General features: G+C 60.3%; 18 protein-coding genes. 13 read left to right on the top strand and 5 right to left on the bottom strand.

The window, feature by feature from the left end; translation table 11 throughout:
- Positions 1–17: 17 nt before the first annotated feature.
- From CK228_RS30245 to CK228_RS30230, 4 genes are all read right to left on the bottom strand, one after another.
- Positions 18–317: a hypothetical protein gene (locus CK228_RS30245; protein WP_095790194.1), complete on the bottom strand. Its 300-nt coding sequence runs from the start codon at positions 315–317 to the stop codon at positions 18–20.
- The gene (locus CK228_RS30240; RefSeq protein ID WP_095790193.1) at positions 304–1,749 is read right to left on the bottom strand and encodes a type II and III secretion system protein family protein; all 1,446 of its coding nucleotides are present in this window, start codon (positions 1,747–1,749) and stop codon (positions 304–306) included. The genes CK228_RS30245 and CK228_RS30240 overlap by 14 nt, the downstream gene beginning before the upstream one ends.
- Positions 1,750–1,805: 56 nt before the next feature.
- Positions 1,806–2,846 (bottom strand): Flp pilus assembly protein CpaB, encoded by a 1,041-nt coding sequence (gene cpaB / locus CK228_RS30235; RefSeq protein ID WP_095790192.1) that lies wholly within the window; start codon positions 2,844–2,846, stop codon positions 1,806–1,808.
- 104 nt (positions 2,847–2,950) lie between these two features.
- Positions 2,951–3,151 (bottom strand): Flp family type IVb pilin, encoded by a 201-nt coding sequence (locus CK228_RS30230; protein WP_095790191.1) that lies wholly within the window; start codon positions 3,149–3,151, stop codon positions 2,951–2,953.
- Between the two features lie 540 nt (positions 3,152–3,691).
- Here CK228_RS30230 and CK228_RS30225 point away from each other — a divergent pair.
- The 13 genes from CK228_RS30225 to CK228_RS30165 all read left to right on the top strand — a co-directional run bounded on the left by CK228_RS30225 (position 3,692) and on the right by CK228_RS30165 (position 17,061).
- Positions 3,692–5,077, top strand: coding sequence for a CpaF family protein (locus CK228_RS30225; RefSeq protein WP_095790190.1), 1,386 nt, complete (start codon positions 3,692–3,694; stop codon positions 5,075–5,077).
- On the top strand, positions 5,077–6,048 hold the full coding sequence (locus CK228_RS30220; protein ID WP_095790189.1) for a type II secretion system F family protein: 972 nt from the start codon (positions 5,077–5,079) through the stop codon (positions 6,046–6,048). The genes CK228_RS30225 and CK228_RS30220 overlap by 1 nt, the downstream gene beginning before the upstream one ends.
- 19 nt (positions 6,049–6,067) lie before the next feature.
- The gene (locus tag CK228_RS30215) at positions 6,068–7,018 is read left to right on the top strand and encodes a type II secretion system F family protein (RefSeq protein WP_095790210.1); all 951 of its coding nucleotides are present in this window, start codon (positions 6,068–6,070) and stop codon (positions 7,016–7,018) included.
- Positions 7,019–7,071: 53 nt separating this feature from the next.
- A complete protein-coding gene (locus CK228_RS30210; RefSeq protein WP_179296089.1) occupies positions 7,072–7,629 on the top strand; it encodes a tetratricopeptide repeat protein in 558 nt (185 codons plus the stop codon).
- A gap of 1 nt (position 7,630) precedes the next feature.
- Positions 7,631–8,170: a prepilin peptidase gene (locus tag CK228_RS30205; protein WP_095790187.1), complete on the top strand. Its 540-nt coding sequence runs from the start codon at positions 7,631–7,633 to the stop codon at positions 8,168–8,170.
- A gap of 300 nt (positions 8,171–8,470) precedes the next feature.
- On the top strand, positions 8,471–9,193 hold the full coding sequence (locus CK228_RS30200) for an isoprenylcysteine carboxylmethyltransferase family protein (RefSeq protein ID WP_095790186.1): 723 nt from the start codon (positions 8,471–8,473) through the stop codon (positions 9,191–9,193).
- Positions 9,171–10,205 carry a phosphatase PAP2 family protein gene (locus tag CK228_RS30195; RefSeq protein WP_179296088.1) on the top strand — a complete coding sequence of 345 codons (1,035 nt, stop codon included), beginning with the start codon at positions 9,171–9,173 and terminating at the stop codon, positions 10,203–10,205. The genes CK228_RS30200 and CK228_RS30195 overlap by 23 nt, the downstream gene beginning before the upstream one ends.
- Positions 10,206–10,472: 267 nt before the next feature.
- Positions 10,473–11,615, top strand: coding sequence for a hypothetical protein (locus CK228_RS30190; protein WP_095790184.1), 1,143 nt, complete (start codon positions 10,473–10,475; stop codon positions 11,613–11,615).
- 183 nt (positions 11,616–11,798) lie between these two features.
- Positions 11,799–13,424 (top strand): DUF882 domain-containing protein, encoded by a 1,626-nt coding sequence (locus CK228_RS30185; protein ID WP_095790183.1) that lies wholly within the window; start codon positions 11,799–11,801, stop codon positions 13,422–13,424.
- 141 nt (positions 13,425–13,565) lie between these two features.
- Positions 13,566–14,960 carry a multicopper oxidase family protein gene (locus tag CK228_RS30180; RefSeq protein WP_095790182.1) on the top strand — a complete coding sequence of 465 codons (1,395 nt, stop codon included), beginning with the start codon at positions 13,566–13,568 and terminating at the stop codon, positions 14,958–14,960.
- 87 nt (positions 14,961–15,047) lie between these two features.
- Positions 15,048–16,361, top strand: a complete 1,314-nt coding sequence (locus CK228_RS30175) for an NAD(P)H-dependent oxidoreductase (RefSeq protein ID WP_095790209.1) — start codon at positions 15,048–15,050, stop codon at positions 16,359–16,361.
- 65 nt (positions 16,362–16,426) lie between these two features.
- Positions 16,427–16,669 carry a type II toxin-antitoxin system VapB family antitoxin gene (locus CK228_RS30170; protein WP_095790181.1) on the top strand — a complete coding sequence of 81 codons (243 nt, stop codon included), beginning with the start codon at positions 16,427–16,429 and terminating at the stop codon, positions 16,667–16,669.
- Positions 16,669–17,061: a type II toxin-antitoxin system VapC family toxin gene (locus tag CK228_RS30165; RefSeq protein ID WP_095790180.1), complete on the top strand. Its 393-nt coding sequence runs from the start codon at positions 16,669–16,671 to the stop codon at positions 17,059–17,061. The genes CK228_RS30170 and CK228_RS30165 overlap by 1 nt, the downstream gene beginning before the upstream one ends.
- A 13-nt stretch (positions 17,062–17,074) precedes the next feature.
- On the opposite strand, the gene proC is transcribed toward CK228_RS30165, so the two are convergent.
- Positions 17,075–17,890, bottom strand: a complete 816-nt coding sequence (proC, locus tag CK228_RS30160; protein ID WP_095775473.1) for a pyrroline-5-carboxylate reductase — start codon at positions 17,888–17,890, stop codon at positions 17,075–17,077.
- Positions 17,891–17,917 lie beyond the last annotated feature (27 nt).

Below are 17,917 nucleotides of genomic sequence, written 5' to 3'. Positions count from 1 at the left end.
GCATCCTTCCGTTCAGTTCACTGCTGTGTCGTCGTCACACCCGATCCACCGACATTGACCGTAATCGCCGGCGGCGGCGGTGGCGGCGGCGGATATTTGTAGGCTTGGGCAACGGCGGCAGCGCGCGCACCGTCGCCTTCGATATGCGTGTTCCTGGACGCCGGATTGAGCGGGTCGACCGTCTGCAGCAGCGAATTGTGCTTCTGCGTATCGCCGGCCGCCAGCGTCACCGTGTCGTAGTGGTTCAGATAGTCCGCGGCACAGCCCGTCAGCAGGCCGGTGCACAGGATGAGGATCAAGGCGCTATTTCTTGACATAGAGCATCTTGTCCTTCGATTTGAAGTTGAGCATGTGGCCATAGGGGCCGGTGACGCCGTCGCCCGTCTCATATTTGCGGATCATGTCCTTGTTCACCTCCAGCTGGCCGAGCACGAAGAATTCCGGATCGTTCGCGGGCCGTGTCTTGTCGAACGGCGTCTCCAGTTGCTCGCCGGGCTTCACCGGGCGCACAAGGTGCGGCGTGACGATGACGACCAGTTCGGTCTCTTCTTTCTGGTTGCTCGAATTGCGGAACAGAGTCCCGATGACCGGCACCTGGCCGAGCCACGGCACCTGGTCCTGCAGCTTGGTGGTCTTGCTCGACAGAAGCCCGCCGACCGCGAAGCTCTGGCCGTCGCGCAATTCGACGACGGTCGACAGCTTGCGGTTGGTGAAGATCGGATCACCGGCGGTGGTGAAGCCGGTCAGGTCGCTGACCTCCGGCGCCAGCTGGATGTGGATCTTGTCGTCGTCAAGCACGACCGGCGTGAACAGAAGGTTGACGCCGAATTGTTTGTATTCGATCTGGACCTCGCCATTCTTGTCGACACTGCGGATGGGGACCTGGCCACCGGCGTTGAAGCTGGCCGGCTCACCGGAAAGCGTGGTGAGATTAGGATTGGCGAGCGTGCGGACAACGCCCTTGCTTTCGAGTGCTTGGATAATCAGGTCGACCTTAATGTTGCTATCAATGACGCGGGTGATAAGTGCTGCGAATGGATTGGTCCCTGACAGGACGCCGGCGACCAGGTCTCCCGGCCCGAGCACTACTTTGTCACTGTCCACGGCAGCTGTGCCCGTTCCAAGGCGGGTTGTGCCGCGGCTGTTGGTGCTTCGGATCGACACGCCGAGATCGCGGCCGGCATTGCGCTTGGCTTCCAGGACGCGAACCTCGAGATTGACCTGCTGGCTGTCGTCGACGGTGACCGAGTTGATGATAGCGTCAGGACCATATTGCTGAGCCACTTGCATGATGGCCGCCAGCGTTGCGCCGTCCTTGACATGGCCGCCAAGCCTGACCCTGCCGTTGACCGAGCCGATTTCGATACGCGACCTTGGCGCCACCTGGCGGATCGCCTGCGCCATGTCGCTGACGTCGACACCGACCTCGATCTGGATGACGCCGAGCGAGCGCTTTTCAGGTGAGAACAGATTGACTGTTGTGGTGCCGGCCCCCTTGCCGATGACATAGAGCGTACGGTCGGTCATCGGCTGGGCATCGGCGATCTTCTCGTCGCCAACGACGATATCGCCCAGATTGGCATTCACCTGGATGGTCACCGACTGCGACATCGGCAGGAAGATCTTATGGACGCCGGGATTCGATACGTCGACGAAGCGGTCGGCTGCCTCGGCCGAATGGTTCGATAGCGTTACCACTGCCAGACAGGACAACGCGGCCGCAGCCAACCTTACGCAAAACCCCTGCATCCCCGTCTCCCCACTGCTGCTACCGCTGGCAGCCCCACCTCATTGGCCGCATCTTATCATGGTTGTCGCGGCACGTCATACGTCTCAAGCTTCACACCTCTGAAAACGCCCACAGACACATTCTTCGGCGGTTCCGGCTGCACAAACTTGACCACTTCCTTGACGACCTCGCGCACTTCCGGCGCCGATGCCACGGCTGGAGCCGGCTTGACCTTACCCAACTCGTCAAGGCGACTTCCCACTTTCTCAACAGCCTGGGTCAGCCCAGCAATCTTGTCATCCGCGCGCTTGCGCTCCTCGGCGGCCGCGGCTTCCGCCGCTGCCTTCTTGTCGAGCTCGGCCTGTCTTTTGGCGACATCGTCAGGCGTATCGCCGGTCAGATCAGAGAGCGTCACACGTTCGGTCGTCTCGCCCTTGCTGGCCGCGGCCTGGCGAAGCGCCAGCGACAATTGGCCGGCTCCGGCGGCGAGGGTCAGCTTCTGCGCGTCCTTGGTGCTGGCCTCGAGCGTTACCGATTTGACGACTGTCGGGCTGTCCTTGCTCTCGTCCGCTACCTGATCGACGGCGAGGACCTTCATGCTTTGCAGCAGCACATCGACAAAGCTCTTGTCCGCACCGTCACTGTCGCGCACGGTTCGCGTAAGAAGGACGTCGACGCGGTCGCCTGGGAAGACGAAGCCGGCGACGCCAAGCACGTCATTGACCCTGATGGAAACGGCTTTCATGCCCTGGCCAAGCACTGCCGAGAGCGTGGCACGCTGGCCGGGGCCGGTGATCTTGCTGGCGAGGATAGGCTCGTTGGCGCTGATCGCCTGAAGCGCTTGCCTTGCGCCGTCGCCAGCCAGGGCTTCCTTGGTTGTCTTGAAGGCACCGGCCGGAACCGCGCCCGCCGGCCATGCGATTTCACGCAGCTTGTCTGCACTCAGCGCGTCGCCGAATTTCAGCGCGACAGCAGCAACCACAACCGTATCGCGCGGGACACCGCTTGTGTCAGCCATAGCGCTGCGCTGGCCAGCTAGCCAGATGTTGACCAGAACCACAGCCAGGATACCGAACACGCCGGCGAGAACGATCATAATGAGGGTGTTAGCACGCATTAGCCCCACCTCTTCGCAGCATTGCCTCTGCGAGCGTTCCGTCTAGGAAATATTAGGAAACGGCCAGGCCCAGGATTCCTGTGCCCGGCCATATCCGACTCAGATCAGCCTGCCGCTGGGCACGTAACAGCGGTGCCGAGGTTGGTGCACAGCGTGCTCCAGGCGGTAGTGACATAGCCACCCACCACGACAATGAAACCAATCACCGCCGCCGTGATGATACCAATCAGGATCGAGTATTCGACCATGGCAGCGCCGTTTTCGTCGTCGCGGAACTGCCGGGTCATCGTCATGAGCTTCTTCATGTCAATTTCTCCCTTTGGAGGTTTGAACCCGACGAGACAGAGCCAAGGATGAACCCCATACCCAAGCATCCCCCGTCATCTCGATCCTAGGTCTCGAGAAATTGCGGAGTCAAACGGGATTAATGGTTCCTTAACTTTCCAATACATCAACTCTGGTGTTCAGCGCGGCTTTGAATTTCAGCAAGAGCTTGATTCGTCTAATTTTTCAAGCGTTCTTAACCATTCGTTCACAATTATGTCGCCTGGCTAATTGAGGTATCTCTATTTTAGCAATATGGCATATTCCTTTATATCTAAGGGGTTATAGCCGATTATGGGATGGGTGTTGGTGTTAGAGCCCGCTAGGGACTCTGGCCCCCGAACCTTGCTGCTCCACTCATGTTTGACGGCGCGGGGGCCGGAAACAAAAACGATATTCCCCAGCGCCGTTTCTTAACTATGTTGAAAGTATTGGCCGATCGTGACGCACCTCGGCGCTTGTGCGTCGCTTGGTTAACGTTTAGTTTCCGCTAATGTGCGCTAGTGGGGGTATAAGGGATTATGCTGGGGCGGTTCATCAAAGGTGGCGAGGCGCGAATCGAGCCAAGGGTTGAGTCGATTGCGACCCTTCCCGCTGTCAACGGACCCCCGCCTGTCGCCGATCTCGAACAACATGGCGACGAGTTCCTGGCGCTGAAAGTCGATCTGCATCGACATCTGATTGATCGGTTCAACCTTGCGTCGCTCGAAACTTCGTCGAAGGACGAAATCCTGAACGAAATCCGCCCCATCGTGCGCGAGTTCGTGCGCGGCCGCAGTGTACCGCTGAACGCCCGCGAACTCGATCAATTGACCAGTGACACTGCTGACGAAATGCTGGGCCTGGGGCCTATCGAGCCGTTGCTCAAGGATGACTCGATCGCCGACATTCTGATCAATACCCACAAGCGCGTCTTCATCGAGCGATATGGTGTGATCGAGGAAACCGCGATCCGCTTCCGCGACGAGGCCCATCTCCTACGCGTCATCAACAAGATCGTCTCGGCGATCGGGAGGCGCGTCGACGAATCGGCGCCGATGGTCGATGCCCGTCTGGCGGACGGCTCACGCGTCAATATAGCTGTCCGGCCGATCTCGGTGGACGGGCCGCTGGTCTCGATCCGCAAATTCTCCAAAAACCCCTTTTCGCTTGATCGCTTGATCGCATTCAATTCCATCCGCCCGCCGATGGTTGATCTGCTGCGCATCGCTGTGCAGGCGCGCAAATCGATCCTGGTTTCTGGCGGCACCGGCAGCGGCAAGACGACCTTGCTCAACGCGCTGTCGAGCTACATCCCGTCGAGGGAGCGCCTGATCACCATCGAGGACGCGGCGGAGCTTCAACTGCAGCAACCGCATGTCGGGCGTCTGGAGACGCGCCCACCCAATGTCGAGGGCAAGGGCGAGGTTCGCCAGCGCGAGTTGCTGAAGAACGCACTACGCATGCGGCCTGACCGCATCATCGTCGGCGAGGTGCGCGGCGAGGAAGCCTTCGACATGCTGCAGGCGATGAACACCGGCCATGAAGGCTCGATGACCACCATCCACGCCAACACGCCGCGCGACGCCATATCGAGGCTCGAACAGATGGTCGGTATGGCTGGCATGCCAATGAGCAACGATTCCATCCGGGCGCAGATTGCATCCGCCCTCGACATCATTGTGCAGACGCAGCGTCTTTCGGATGGCGGCAGGCGCGTCACCTCCATATCGGAAATCACCGGCATGGAAGGCAACGTCGTCCAGCTTCAGGAAATCTACCATTTTGTACGGCGCGATGTCACCGCCGAAGGCAAGATCGTCGGCGAATTTCGCGCTACCGGGGTCCGTCCGCGCTTTGCCCAGGAAGCGGCGACCCTCGGCCACCACTTTGCCAAGGATGCTTTCAATCCGCAGGTTGCGCTCTGATGTTGACCGGCCAGTCACTGCTTTATTTCATCTATATGCTCGCGGCAGCTTCGGTCATTCTCGCTGGCGAAGCTCTCTATCTTTCCTTTGCCAAGCGCCGGTCGCGCGTTAATGTCATTAATCACCGGCTACGGCGATTGGCGGATGAGGTTCCGGCCGAGCAGGCGTTGCAAGGCCTGCTGCGTGAACGCGGGCTAACCGATGCGGGTGATTTTCTGTTTCGTCTGGTTGGATTGAACAGACTCTACACACAGTCAGGCATTACCGGAAACCCACTGTCTTTCGCTGCGATGTTTATCGTGGCTGGTCTTGCATTGGCGCTGCTGTTGTTTCTTGTTCTGCGCTTTTCCGCTTTTTCCTCCGTCCTGATTTTTGTGGCGATCGGATTTGTGCTGCCGCTTCTCGTTCTCCGCCGTGCCCGAAGCAAGCGAATTCAGAAATTTGCCAAGCAATTGCCAGACGCCCTCGACATGATTGTCCGTTCGTTGCGGGCCGGACATCCGGCTACCGTTGCGATCAGCCTCGTTGCGCGCGAGATGCCTGATCCGCTCGGAACCGAATTCGGCATCGTTTCCGACGAAATCACCTTTGGCCTCAGCATTGAACAGGCGGCGCGGAAATTGTCGCAACGGGTCGGCTTCGAAGGCCTTCATTTGCTGTCCGTGTCGCTTTCCATTCAGGCCAAAACGGGTGGCAATCTGACCGAGATCCTTTCGAACCTTTCGTCGGTGCTTCGCGAGCGGCAGAAACTTCGTTCGAAAATCAAAGCACTCTCGTCCGAGGGACGAATGTCCGCATGGATCATCTCACTGTTTCCACTTGTGATGTTTGGTATCCTTATGGTCGTGGCCCCGAGTTACTATGGCGGTGTGTGGGATAGTCCATTGATTGTCCCAGTATTTTTCACCTTCGGTTTGTGGGCCTTGGTGGGGGACTTCATCATGTATCGCATGGTCAATTTTGATTTTTGATGGGAGGCTCGCCATAAACCTGTTTACAAATGCGGATAGCCTGAGCCTTCTGCTCTCCATCACTGTCTTTGTGGCCGCAGTGGCGCTCTTCCTGTTCGGAGCCATCGTCTTCTTGCCAGCGCTGCAGACGCGAAGGTTGGTCGCGCAAAGCCTGGTCGCCGAAGGTAGGACCGACCGCCGGTCGATCCTGGGGCAGGAGCAGCTTGCCAAGATATCGGCGCAGCGTCCCGTCGAGGCATATTTTCGAACCATGGAGAAGGAGAGGAATGAGCCAAGCGCGCTTGAGGCAAAACTATTTCGCGCCGGTTTCTATCAGCATAGCGCTCCGCTGATCTATACGTTATCTCGCCTGGCTGCGGTCTGTGTAGGTTTTGTTTTGACCTATACAATCCTGTCGAAGCTGCTGCCATCTCATCTGCCGGGGGTCATTACTTTTGCTGGCTCCGCGCTTTTCGGGTTGGCCTGCATAGTCATCCCAAGTATCGCGTTGGACAGGTTCGAGAGTAAGCAAAAGCAGATCTATCGTCGCGGCTTTCCCGATTTCATGGACATGATGATCACCTGTGCCGACGCCGGCATGAGTCTGGAGGCGGCGGTCGAGCGTGTTGGTAGCGAACTGGCCGGCACCCACAAATGGCTGGGCATCCAGCTTGCGATCATGAATCTGCAGTTGCGCGCCGGCAAACCGCTGCGCGAAGCGCTGCGCGAACTGTCTGACCGCGTTGGACTTGAAGAGGCACGAGCCCTGGCTGTGCTCTTCCGGCAATCCGAGGAACTCGGCACCAGTTTGACGGACGCTTTGCGCGTCTACAGCGACGAAATGCGAGGGCAGAGAATCATGAATGCCGAGGAGCGTGCCAATTCTCTACCGGTCAAGATGATGATTCCATTGGGGCTTTGCATCTTCCCAACGGTGATGATGGTCATCATTTTGCCAGCCGTTATCCGGATGAAGGGCATTTTCTTCTAAATGTTTATATGCTTTGGTTCCAAAACGGAGTCGGCGGACTCTTGGGGGATAAAATGACAGGGCCAATGCGCCTCGCAGCCGTAGCCGCGGCCAGTCTTTTGATGGCGCTTGCCGGTTGCCAAACGAATGGTGCGGACAGCACCGACGGTGTCGTGCGCACCAACGAGCCGTCGAAAGGCGACGTCACGTCCTTTGGCGATGCCTTCGACGGGCTGAAGACAGTCGGCAACGTCGAGTACTACGCCTCGGACCAGGCCGTGGCCGAAGCCACGAACCAGTTTCGGGCGGAAAATTACGGCAACGCCGGCGCGCTATTCTTCAAGGCGACGCAACTGGCCCCCAATGACGGCGGCGCCTGGATGGGTTTAGCCGCTTCGTGCGATCGCATCCGCCGCTTCGACCTCGCCGACCGGGCCTATAGCAGGGCCTTCAAGCTGGTTGGCGCGTCACCCGAATATTACAACAATGTCGGTTATTCCTACCTGCTGCGCGGCAAGCTGCAGGATGCCCGCGCGAATTTCCTCAAGGCCTATGAATTGGCGCCCAACGATCCGACGGTCGCCAACAATCTGAAGCTGCTGTCGTCCAGCGTGCAGAACATCGAGCGCTAGCATGCTGCTCATCGAATCGCTGCTGCTGAAGGTGCTCGCCATCCCTCTGCTCGCATGGATTGCGTGGTTCGACTTCACCACCCAGAAGATAGCTAATCGTGATGTCCTACTGCTGCTCTGCCTGGGAGCGGGATCGCTGTTGCTGCCGTCGCTCCAGTCCGGATCGTGGTGGGACATGGGGCTGAGCGCCATGGCCGGGCTTCTGTTGTTTGTCGCACTCTTCCCGTTCTGGGCGCTGCGCAAGGTCGGGGCCGGCGACGTCAAGCTGATGGCGGTCGTGCCCCTGCTGATCGGCGGAAACGACCTAATAATGTTCTCGGTTCTGCTGCTGCTTTTTGCCGTTGCTACGGCCGCCGTCGTAAAACTTCCGTTCATGCTGCCGCAAAGCGCTTTCCGCCTTTACGTTCAGTATCTGGATCACAAGGGGGTTGTGCCGTTTGGGGTGCCGATTTCGATGGCCGCTATCTGCACGATAGCCTTCGAAATCTACAAAACTCTGGTGATTGCGACCAGTTCGGGGATCCTGGATCGGCTCAATTGAACCGAGGCAGTTCGCTCTGCTGTACGAGGCGCGGGCCATCCTGCTGCATTTACAGGCAACGCCAACCAGAACGCAAACGACGCGCTGTGAGGATTGAGTGCGATCACCACTATAGCTGAAATCGCAATCGAGGTCGGGGCCAGGACGCGAAGCATTGGGAGAAGGTTCGGCATGCGGCCATGATAGGCCGGACAGATTAATCAAAAGTTGAGATGGCAGAGCCGTTAACTCTTTGCAAACCATCTTCTTGTCGGGGCGCGGAAGAGATGTTTCAATGATTCCTTAGGTAGGGGACGGGAAATGTTGAACGAGGATTTTTTTGGCCGTATCGCCATTGTCGTTGTCATGACGATGTTAGCGACGTCCGGCGCGATACCCTTGCTCCTCTATTTCCGTCAGGATACCTCAGCAAGTTCGCTCGCAGTCGTCACCCAACTGACATCAACCGTGTTTCTCTTGTTGCAGCTTGTGATGACAATCACCCGCCTTCCGCCGAAGGGAACCGCACGGGGAATTGAGCCCAGAGTAACCTCGGTAGCTGGAACATTTATGATCCTGCTAGCATTGATCCTGACGCCGGCATTGCAAAGTGAGGTGGCACAAGGCGCGGCTCTTTGCTTGGTCTTCATCGGCACGGCCAGTGCGATTTTCTGTCTTTATTGGCTGGGCCGTTCTTTCTCTCTCATGGCAACAGCTCGTCGCCTGGTTACCACGGGCCCGTACTCCATCGTCCGGCATCCGCTTTACATTTGTGAGGCGGTATTCGTTCTCGGGATGATCCTTTCGCATCTTTCAGTGCTGATCGTAGCTTTGGGCGCGCTGCAGTTTCTGTTGCAGTTTCGGCGCGCCAGGAATGAGGAGGCCATCCTGCGGCAAACCTTCCCCGAGTACGATGATTACCTGCGATCGACGCCGATGCTTATCCCCTCAGTATCATCTATATATAGGTGGCGGTGGCACCGCCGTGTTGTTCCGGGGTCCAAGAGAGCCGAGTTGCCTCATGATTCTGCTCCGCGCGCATAGTAACGTTGCATCCACCGAGATGGACGGGGGAACGCGAAATCACCTTGTGGTCATCGCCTCCGTCATCTGCTTTTTCGGCTTGATTGACGTTTTTTGGATCCCATTCTCGACCGTCGCTTTCTCGACAAAGAATTGGTTCGATCTAGGGCAAATCGCCATCAGCCTGATCACCGCGTGGGCTATTGCAAGATTCGCTCTTAAGCGGGTCGGGTCCGACACCAAGCCAATGGCCCTGACCCTCAGGTATCTTTCGAAGTTGTCAATTATGTTGGTGTCAGCGGCTGTGGCATTCATACCGTTGACCGTTGCAACATCCGTGTTCATGTATCTTGCGACCGCAACAGCGAGGCCGCTCTTGGATGACCAACTCGCGTCTCTCGACGCGAAGCTGGGCTTCGACTGGCTTGGGTTCCTCGCCGCGAGCAATAAAAGCGCTGTTTGGAGTTCTGTGCTATTCTGGGCTTACCACGCACTAGGCCCCCAGGTGCCGATTGTCCTATGCCTTCATCTGATAAGGTTACGACAGGATCGTGTGTTCGAATTTATCGCCCTAATGGCAGTATCGTCGCTTTTCACCGGCCCCTTAATGGCCATCTTTCCAACAGCCGGCGCCTATGCGTTTTACAAACCGGCTCCGGAACTATTCAGCCACCTAACTGCGCAGGCCGGCATGTGGCACTACTCCACGCTGTTGTCGCTTCGTTCGGGCGCCCCATACGACCTAATCGTGGCAAATGCGGAGGGGCTCGTAACATTTCCGTCGTTCCACACCGCGTTAGGAATTCTGGTCGTCTACGCCTTGCGTGACATTCGCCCGCTTTTTGTGGCGGCTCTCATAGTCAACGCCGTCATGATCGTGTCCACACTGCCGGAAGGCGGACATCATTTGGTCGACGTGATCGTCGGTGCCGCTATTGGGTTGCTGTCGGTAGCGATTGTCAGAAGGTTGAGCATGGGAGCATCAGCCGCAAGATTAGAAGCCGGCACGTCGAGGTCACCTCGAGCTACCTAGTGCCGTGCGCGACGACTAGCTTTCGCGCCGCCTTATTCGAGCCATCGAGGCCGCCGACGTTTTCCAACACCTGCCACTTAGCCAGAGGGCTCGGTCCGCGAGAGCTTGTCGCTTGCTTCCATGAAGCGTTCGGCGCCGCCCAAGCTCGCATCTGTCGGCCTGCCCATCTAGCACGTGTCCTCCGCCACGCCGCCTGTTCGGGACTGAGCATCTTGCCGAGCAACCAGGTCGATGGCTAAATAGACCACCACAGGGGGAGAAGGCACCATGGCACTTCACCTTTCGGCGGACACCCCAACTTCAGTCGCGGCCGCCCCGCAAAAATATCTCTTTGGGCCGTTCATCGACTTCTTCATGCTTGGCGGAAGCGCGCTTTTCATCCTGCCGGTCCTGTATTTCCTGCCGCTGCGGTATGAAGCCACCGTGACGCTGACGATGTTCTTGCTCTCGCACCTCATAAACCAGCCGCATTTCGGTCATTCGTACCAGATCTTCTATCGCAATTTCGCGCGCAAGGTGCGCGGTCAGGGTTACGGCCGGAGCCTCCAGATCCGCTATATTCTCGCGGGCATTGTCGTGCCGCTGGCGATGATTGCCTTCTTTGCCTTTGGCGCGCTGACGGGCAACGCCCGCCTGCTCGGCAACGCGACCAACGCGATGGGCTTTTTCGTCGGCTGGCATTACGTCAAGCAGGGTTACGGCATGCTGATGGTGGATGCGGTGCTGAAGCGCAAATTCTTCAGCGATCAGGACAAGAAGGTGTTGCTGTTCAACGGCTACGCCGTCTGGCTGTTCGCCTGGCTTCAGACGAATGTGGTGATCACCCAAAGGCAGTTCTGGGGTCTGGACTATTACACCTTCGCGGTGCCGCCATGGCTCATCACCATCGCCATGTCGATCGCCGCCGCCTCCTCGGCGGCAACCGCCGTGATGTTCATCAACCGCTGGCGCAAGCATGGTGGCGCGCTGCCCTATAACGGCGTCGTCGCCTACGTCGTGTCCCTCTATGCCTGGATCCTGTTCGTGACGCTGAACCCGCTCTGGCTGCTCGTCGTGCCGGCGATGCATTCGTTGCAGTATCTGGCCGTGGTCTGGCGCTACCAGACCAATGTCGAGCGCGACCGCGCGGATGCCGTCGAGAAGTCACCGTTGAAGGTCTTCGCCATTCTCGGACCACGCTACAGGCTGCGGGTGCTGGCCTTCATCCTGGTCGGTGCAATCCTCGGAGCGCTCGGTTTCTGGCTGGTGCCGATGGCGTTGGCCGACCTGGTTCCCTACAACAAGGCCGTGCTCGGCTCGTCGCTCTTCCTCTTCATCGCCTGGATCTTCATCAACGTGCACCACTACTTCCTGGACAATGTCATGTGGCGGCGCGGCAATCCGGAAGTCTCGAAATATCTGTTCCGCTGAAGCGGTCGGTTGAAGTCATTCCGGGGCAAGGTTCGGTCTCGGCGCGAACACGATTCGTTAACCAAGATGCTGTTCATCGACAGGGCAAGGACGGATGCCCGCGTGCCTGGTGAGGGCTGTTCGAAAGAAAGCCGCTTGCGGCGAAGTCGTCAAATCGCCCGAAACAAAAACCATGTGCAAGGCATGACCGTGACTGAAAGCGAACAGAACGCGCCCGACGCCTCCCATCGTTGGACATGGTTGCCGGCCATTGCCGTCGCGTTGCTTTGCCTGTGCGTCACCAGTGCGTTCGCCGAGACGCGCGCCTTGAAGATCCAGCATCTGCATACCGGCGAGAAGGCCGAGATCGTCTTCAAGCGCAACGGGCGCTACGATCAGGCGGGATTGAAGAAGATCAGTTTCATGCTGCGCGACTGGCGCCGCAACGAGCCGACCAGGATGGATCCGCGCCTGCTCGACCTCGTCTGGCAGGCTTATCGTGCCAGCGGCTCGACCGGCTATATTCATGTCGTCAGCGCCTATCGCTCGCCGGCGACCAACGCCATGCTGCGCAGCCGCTCTAAGGGCGTGGCCCGGGAGAGCCAGCACATGGTCGGCCGCGCCATGGATTTCTTCCTGCCGGATGTGCCGCTGAAAAAGCTGCGCGACATCGGCCTCAGGATGCAGGGCGGCGGCGTCGGTTATTATCCCACCTCCGGCTCGCCTTTCATTCACATGGATGTCGGCAATGTGCGGCATTGGCCGGGCATCAGCCGCCAGGAACTTGCCAGGGTCTTCCCGAACGGCAACACACTGCATGTGCCGAGCGACGGCAGGCCGCTGCCCGGCTACGACCAGGCGCTTGCCGCCTACAAATCGCGCAAGGCCGCCGGCACGCCCAATATCGAGCTGGCAAGCGCCGATGGCGGCCAGCGCAAGTCGCGCGGCCTGCTGGCGACGCTTCTGGGCGGGCGCGGCGCCGACGAGTCCGAGGATATCGCCGAAGCAGCGCCCGCGCCACGCAAACCGGCCAAGTCCGTTGAACCCAAGACCGCGGGGCAAGGCATCGCCACCGTGCCGCCGCAGGAGGCCCAGCGGGCGGACATCCAGATGGCTTCCGCCGGTGCGGCCGAAGAACCGCTCGCCGAGCAGAAGGGCAAGTCGCCGGAAGCGATCGTCATGGCCATGGCGCCCAGCGCGGTGCCGTTGCCCGCCTTCGCCCCGCGCGCCGTCGCCACGGCCAGCATTGCGACCCCGCAAAACGCAACGTTGGCGATGGCCAGCGCGTCCACGGCGCGGGCCGAACTCTCCGCGCCCAAGCCGGTGGTGGCCAATGCCGAAATGCCCTTGGGCAAGACGGATGCCGCGAGCGCCGCGCCGGACAAGGTGGCGCTCAACATCCCGTTGCCGACATGGCGGCCGCGGAATGAGGCAAGCGCGATGCGTCAGCCGGAAGCGGTCAAATCCGCCGATGCCGTCGCTGCATTGCTGGCCATGCACCACCCCGATACCGTCCTTGATGGATCGGCCGCTCAGCAGGTTGCCGTCCCGGCACCGAAACCCGAGGATCGTGTCAGGACCAGCCCCAAGGCCGATCGTGTCCAACCACGCCTCGATACCGAGGCCACCGCCGTGATTGCGCCCGTGGCGGGACGCGGCATCCCCGGAGGAACCGGCGCGGCAGCAGCGCCCATCATTGCAGCCAATTTCATCCGCACGGCGCCGGAGCAGGTCTATCTCGACGGGTTTCAGCCGCGGGGACAGACGTCGGATCACCGCCGCTTCACCGGCTCCGCGGTGAAATTCCTGCCCATCGCCAGTTTCAAATAGGGGGCGAACGCTCCCGAGGGGATGCCATCTCGTCGCCATGGCATTGGCGAGACGCGGTGTGCCAATATCGGCATTTGCACTGGTGGCTCGCCTGTGATCCAAGGCGACGATAAATCCCAGGCTTTGCGGTTGGAGCGCTGAATGACTGGATGGACACGCCGCGGGCTCTTGAAAACGGCCGCCATCGCTGGCGCAACCGGAGTGGGGCTTTCGGCCATCGGCAGGCTTGGCAGCCTCGCCGCCGCGAGCCCGGAACCGGTGGTGCTGCAGACGGCCAAGATCCAGGCCTCGCTGATGGATATCGGCCCGACCAACAATGTGCTGACCTACGGCGATGCCGGAATGCCGCCGGTGCTGAGGATGAGGAAGGGCGAACCCTTCGCGGCGCGTCTGGTCAACTCCATCGATGATCCCACGACCATCCACTGGCACGGCATTCGCCTGCCCAACAAGATGGATGGCGTGCCCTTCCTGGTGCAGCCTTACGTCTACACCGGCGATCATTTCGACTACGCCTTCACGCCGCCCGACGCCGGCACCTTCTGGTATCACCCGCATTGCAACACGCTGGAGCAGATGGGCCACGGCCTGACCGGCGTGATCGTTGTCGAAAACCCGAACGATCCGAAATTCGACGCCGAATTCGTCCTCAATCTGCGCGACTGGCGTCTTGGCGACGACGGCCAGTTCATCGACCAGTTCCGGCCGCGCGATGCCGCGAAAACCGGTACTTACGGCACGGTGCGCACCGCCAACTGGCTCGACCAGCCGCACTATGACGCGCCGGCCGGAGGCCTGATGCGGCTGCGCGTCGCCATCACCGATGTCACGCGCATCTATGCCTTTCGCGTCGACGGCGCCGAGGCGATCGTGATGGCGCTGGACGGCAATCCGGTACCTGAGCGTTTTTCGCCCGATGCCTTGCTGCTTGGGCCGGGGCAGCGCATGGAGCTCGCCATCCGCATGCCCGATCAGGAGGGCGCGGTGGTGAGCCTGCGCGATGTCAGGGGCACCAAGCCCAAAATCCTGGCGACCGTGCGCGCGACGGGCAGGTCGCTCAAGCGGGATGTTCGCGATGTTGCACCGCTGGAGGTCAATCCGGTGGCGGAGGTGGACCTCGCCGCCGTCCAGCATATTTCGCTGGCGCTCAGCGCCACGGCGGAAAACGTCCCGAGCGACGGCATCTGCGGTTCGCTCGGCTACAGTTTCTGGGCCATCAACAAGGTGCCGTGGCCAGGCGATACATCCGATCCGACCGCGCCGCTGGCCGAATTGAAGCTCGGCAAGAGCTATGTCATCGACATGGAGAACCTAACGCCGCAATCGCATCCGATGCATCTGCACGGCATGAGCTTCAAGGTGCTGTCGTCCTCGACGCGGCCGGTGCAGCCGCTGATTTCGGACACCTATCTCATCCAGCCCAATGAGAAGGTTCAGCTCGGCTTCGTCGCCGACAATCCCGGCGACTGGCTGCTGCACTGTCACATTATCGAGCACCAGAAATCGGGCATGACGAGCTACGTCAGGGTGGTCTGAAGCCAGGTTAGAACGGTTTCGTTGGCAAAAGCGGGTGGTTCCCTGCTATTGCCGCATCCAAAATCAAGAACCATGGACATCTCACGCATGACCAATGTCGCCTTGACCGGGCTTGCCCGCGATCTCGCCAGCCGCGCCGCCGAGGGTCGTCCGGTGCGCATCGGTGTTATCGGTTCGGGCGAGATGGGCACCGACCTCGTCACGCAAGGCATGCTGATGCCGGGCATTTCGGTCTGCGCCGTCTCGACGCGGCGCCCGCACACCGCGCGTGACGCCATCCGCATCGCCTATGGCGACGAGGCGATGGCAGTCGAGGCAGACGCGGCATCGAAAGTCACCGCGGCCATCGAGGCAGGAAAGATCGCCGTCACCTCCAACGAGATGCTGGTCACCAATCCGCTGATCGACGTCGTCATCGACGCCACGGGAAAACCCGGCGTCGCCGCCGATTTCGACCTGATGGCGATGGAGCATGGCAAGCATCTGGTGATGATGAATGTCGAGGCCGACGTCACCATCGGCTGCTATCTGAAGCAGCAGGCCGACCGGCTTGGCGTCGTCTATTCGGTCGGCGCCGGCGACGAACCTTCGAGCTGCATGGAATTGATCGAGTTCGCCTCCGCCCTCGGCCTGACCATCGTTTCGGCCGGCAAGGGCAAGAACAACCCGCTCAACCACGACGCCATGCCCGACGACTATCGCGAGGAAGCGATCCGCCGCAACATGAACCCGCGCATGCTGGTCGAGTTCGTCGACGGTTCGAAAACCATGGTCGAGATGTGCGCCATCGCCAACGCCACCGGCCTCGTGCCCGATGTGCCCGGCATGCATGGCCCGAAGGCCGACCGCGACGATCTCGTCAAGGTGCTGATCCCGCGCGAGGATGGCGGGCTGTTGTTGAAAAAAGGCGTCGTCGACTACACCATCGGCAAGGGTGTGGCGCCCGGTGTCTTCGTCATCGTCGAGGCGACGCATCCGCGCATCATCGAGCGCATGGACGATCTGCATATCGGCCACGGTCCCTATTACAGCCTGTTCCGACCCTATCATCTGACGTCACTGGAAGTGCCGCTGACCGCCGCCCGTATCGTGCTTTTCGGCAAGCCCGATATGGTGCCACTGCCAAGGCCGGTCGCCGAGGTCTGCGCGGTCGCCAAGCGGGACTTGGCAGCCGGCGAGACCTTCGACGCCATCGGCGAGACCTGCTACCGTTCCTGGACCATGACCGTCGGCGAAGCCCGAGCCCAACGCGCCGTACCGGTCGGCCTGCTCGAGGGCGGCAAGGTGCTGAAACCGGTCAGGAAGGGCGAACTGCTGACCGCCGACAACGCCGCGCCCGACCCGATGACGAAGCTGTTCGCCTTGCGCCGGCTGCAGGACGAGATGCTGTACGGAAAATAGGTCGCTGTGTCGCCGTCATGACAGTGCACTATCTTGTAGTGGCAAATGTCGCCGAGGATCGACTAATGAACCTCCAGATCAGAGACCCGCGTGCGCGTGACCTGGCACAGCGACTCGCTGCCAAACGCAAGATTTCAATGACCGAAGCGGTTATCGAAGCGCTTGAGTCGGAACTGGAACGGGAAAGCGGACGCATTCCCCTGGCGAAGCGGCTGGCTGCGATCGCCGATGACCTTAAGACCAAAGCCGGCCGCGGCGGCCGGCCTGTGAGCCAGGATGAGATCGACGACATGTGGGGACATCCCTGATGTTCGTCGACACCTCCGTGGTCGTCGCAATTCTTTCGGCAGAAGCGGATGCCGGCGAATGGAGTAACAGGATCGCCGCAGCACCACGCAAGGTTACTTCCGCGCTGGTCGTGCTTGAAGCAGCGATGTGGGTTTCCACCATGCTTGCTATCGAGCCGCTGGTTGCGGAAGCGGCGATAGACGCGTTTCTGCGCGAAGCCGAAATCGAAATCGTGCCGATCGGCGCCGGCGATGCCAAACTCGCCATCCAAGCGTTTTCAGACTACGGAAAGGGACGTGGGCACCCCGCGCAGGTCAACCTTGCCGATTGCTTGTCCTATACTTGCGCGAAGAGCCACGGCTCAGTTTTGCTCTACAAAGGCAACGACTTCTCACATACGGATCTCGCTTAGCCGGACATGCGCTCTATTTCCCCAGTTCGATCGACCGCAGCCGAGCCGCCTCGACTGCCTGTGTCAGCAGCTTGGTCAGCCGATCCTCGCCCATCAGCACGCCAAGCGCCGCTGCCGTCGTGCCATTGGGGCTGGTCACCTGCTGGCGCAGCACGCCCGGTTCCTCCTGGCTTTCGGCGGCAAGCGAGGCGGCCCCATAGACCGTCTGCATGGCGAGCAGCCTGGCGGTTGCACCAGGCAGCCCCGCCTTCTCGGCGGCCACGGTCAGCGCTTCGATGAAGTGGAAAATATAGGCCGGCCCCGATCCCGACACGGCGGTCACCGCATCCATCAGGCCCTCGTCGTCGATGGTGGTCACTTCGCCGCTGGCCGACAGCAGGTCGGCGACAAAGCGCTTGGTATCATCGGAGACGAGCGGGTTGGAAAACACCACCATCATGCCCTTGCCGATGGAAGCCGGCGTATTGGGCATGCAGCGCACGACAGGCGCGCGGCCGCCGAGGATGTCCTCGAAGGTGGCGACTGGCGTGCCGGCGGCGATGCTGACGAATGTGGTCCGCCCGTCGCCAAAACGCTTGTAGGCGGCGGTGACGTCGCGGATCACCTGGGGTTTTACCGCGATGACGACGAGATCTGGCACCGCATCGGCTGGAATCTCATTGGCATCCGCTGATGTGGCGCAGCCGAGCGTCGCAGCGCGCTGGCGCAACTCCGCATTGGGCTCGACCACGAAAACCGCCGAGGGCGCGAGCTTGCCGGATTTCAGCCAGCCCGAAAGCATGGCGTAACCCATATTGCCACAGCCGGCGAGAACAAGCCTGATCGTCATCGAAAGCCCTCCGAAGGAAGGCTTTGA

It is taken from the genome of Mesorhizobium sp. WSM4312, from assembly GCF_002294875.1.
Taxonomy (GTDB): domain Bacteria; phylum Pseudomonadota; class Alphaproteobacteria; order Rhizobiales; family Rhizobiaceae; genus Mesorhizobium.
Note: the sequence above shows the minus strand (reverse complement) of the source record. Positions and strands in the feature narration are given on the sequence as shown.

Coding starts and splice junctions, on each gene's coding strand:
- cpaB (WP_095790192.1), bottom strand. CDS start 2,846: ATGCGTGCTAACACCCTCATTATGATCGTTCTCGCCGGCGTGTTCGGT.
- proC (WP_095775473.1), bottom strand. CDS start 17,890: ATGACGATCAGGCTTGTTCTCGCCGGCTGTGGCAATATGGGTTACGCC.
- CK228_RS30175 (WP_095790209.1), top strand. CDS start 15,048: ATGACCAATGTCGCCTTGACCGGGCTTGCCCGCGATCTCGCCAGCCGC.
- CK228_RS30195 (WP_179296088.1), top strand. CDS start 9,171: ATGATTCTGCTCCGCGCGCATAGTAACGTTGCATCCACCGAGATGGAC.
- CK228_RS30220 (WP_095790189.1), top strand. CDS start 5,077: ATGTTGACCGGCCAGTCACTGCTTTATTTCATCTATATGCTCGCGGCA.
- CK228_RS30245 (WP_095790194.1), bottom strand. CDS start 317: ATGTCAAGAAATAGCGCCTTGATCCTCATCCTGTGCACCGGCCTGCTG.
- CK228_RS30185 (WP_095790183.1), top strand. CDS start 11,799: ATGACCGTGACTGAAAGCGAACAGAACGCGCCCGACGCCTCCCATCGT.
- CK228_RS30230 (WP_095790191.1), bottom strand. CDS start 3,151: ATGAAGAAGCTCATGACGATGACCCGGCAGTTCCGCGACGACGAAAAC.
- CK228_RS30210 (WP_179296089.1), top strand. CDS start 7,072: ATGACAGGGCCAATGCGCCTCGCAGCCGTAGCCGCGGCCAGTCTTTTG.
- CK228_RS30190 (WP_095790184.1), top strand. CDS start 10,473: ATGGCACTTCACCTTTCGGCGGACACCCCAACTTCAGTCGCGGCCGCC.
- CK228_RS30200 (WP_095790186.1), top strand. CDS start 8,471: ATGTTGAACGAGGATTTTTTTGGCCGTATCGCCATTGTCGTTGTCATG.
- CK228_RS30205 (WP_095790187.1), top strand. CDS start 7,631: ATGCTGCTCATCGAATCGCTGCTGCTGAAGGTGCTCGCCATCCCTCTG.
- CK228_RS30225 (WP_095790190.1), top strand. CDS start 3,692: ATGCTGGGGCGGTTCATCAAAGGTGGCGAGGCGCGAATCGAGCCAAGG.
- CK228_RS30165 (WP_095790180.1), top strand. CDS start 16,669: ATGTTCGTCGACACCTCCGTGGTCGTCGCAATTCTTTCGGCAGAAGCG.
- CK228_RS30240 (WP_095790193.1), bottom strand. CDS start 1,749: ATGCAGGGGTTTTGCGTAAGGTTGGCTGCGGCCGCGTTGTCCTGTCTG.
- CK228_RS30170 (WP_095790181.1), top strand. CDS start 16,427: ATGAACCTCCAGATCAGAGACCCGCGTGCGCGTGACCTGGCACAGCGA.
- CK228_RS30180 (WP_095790182.1), top strand. CDS start 13,566: ATGACTGGATGGACACGCCGCGGGCTCTTGAAAACGGCCGCCATCGCT.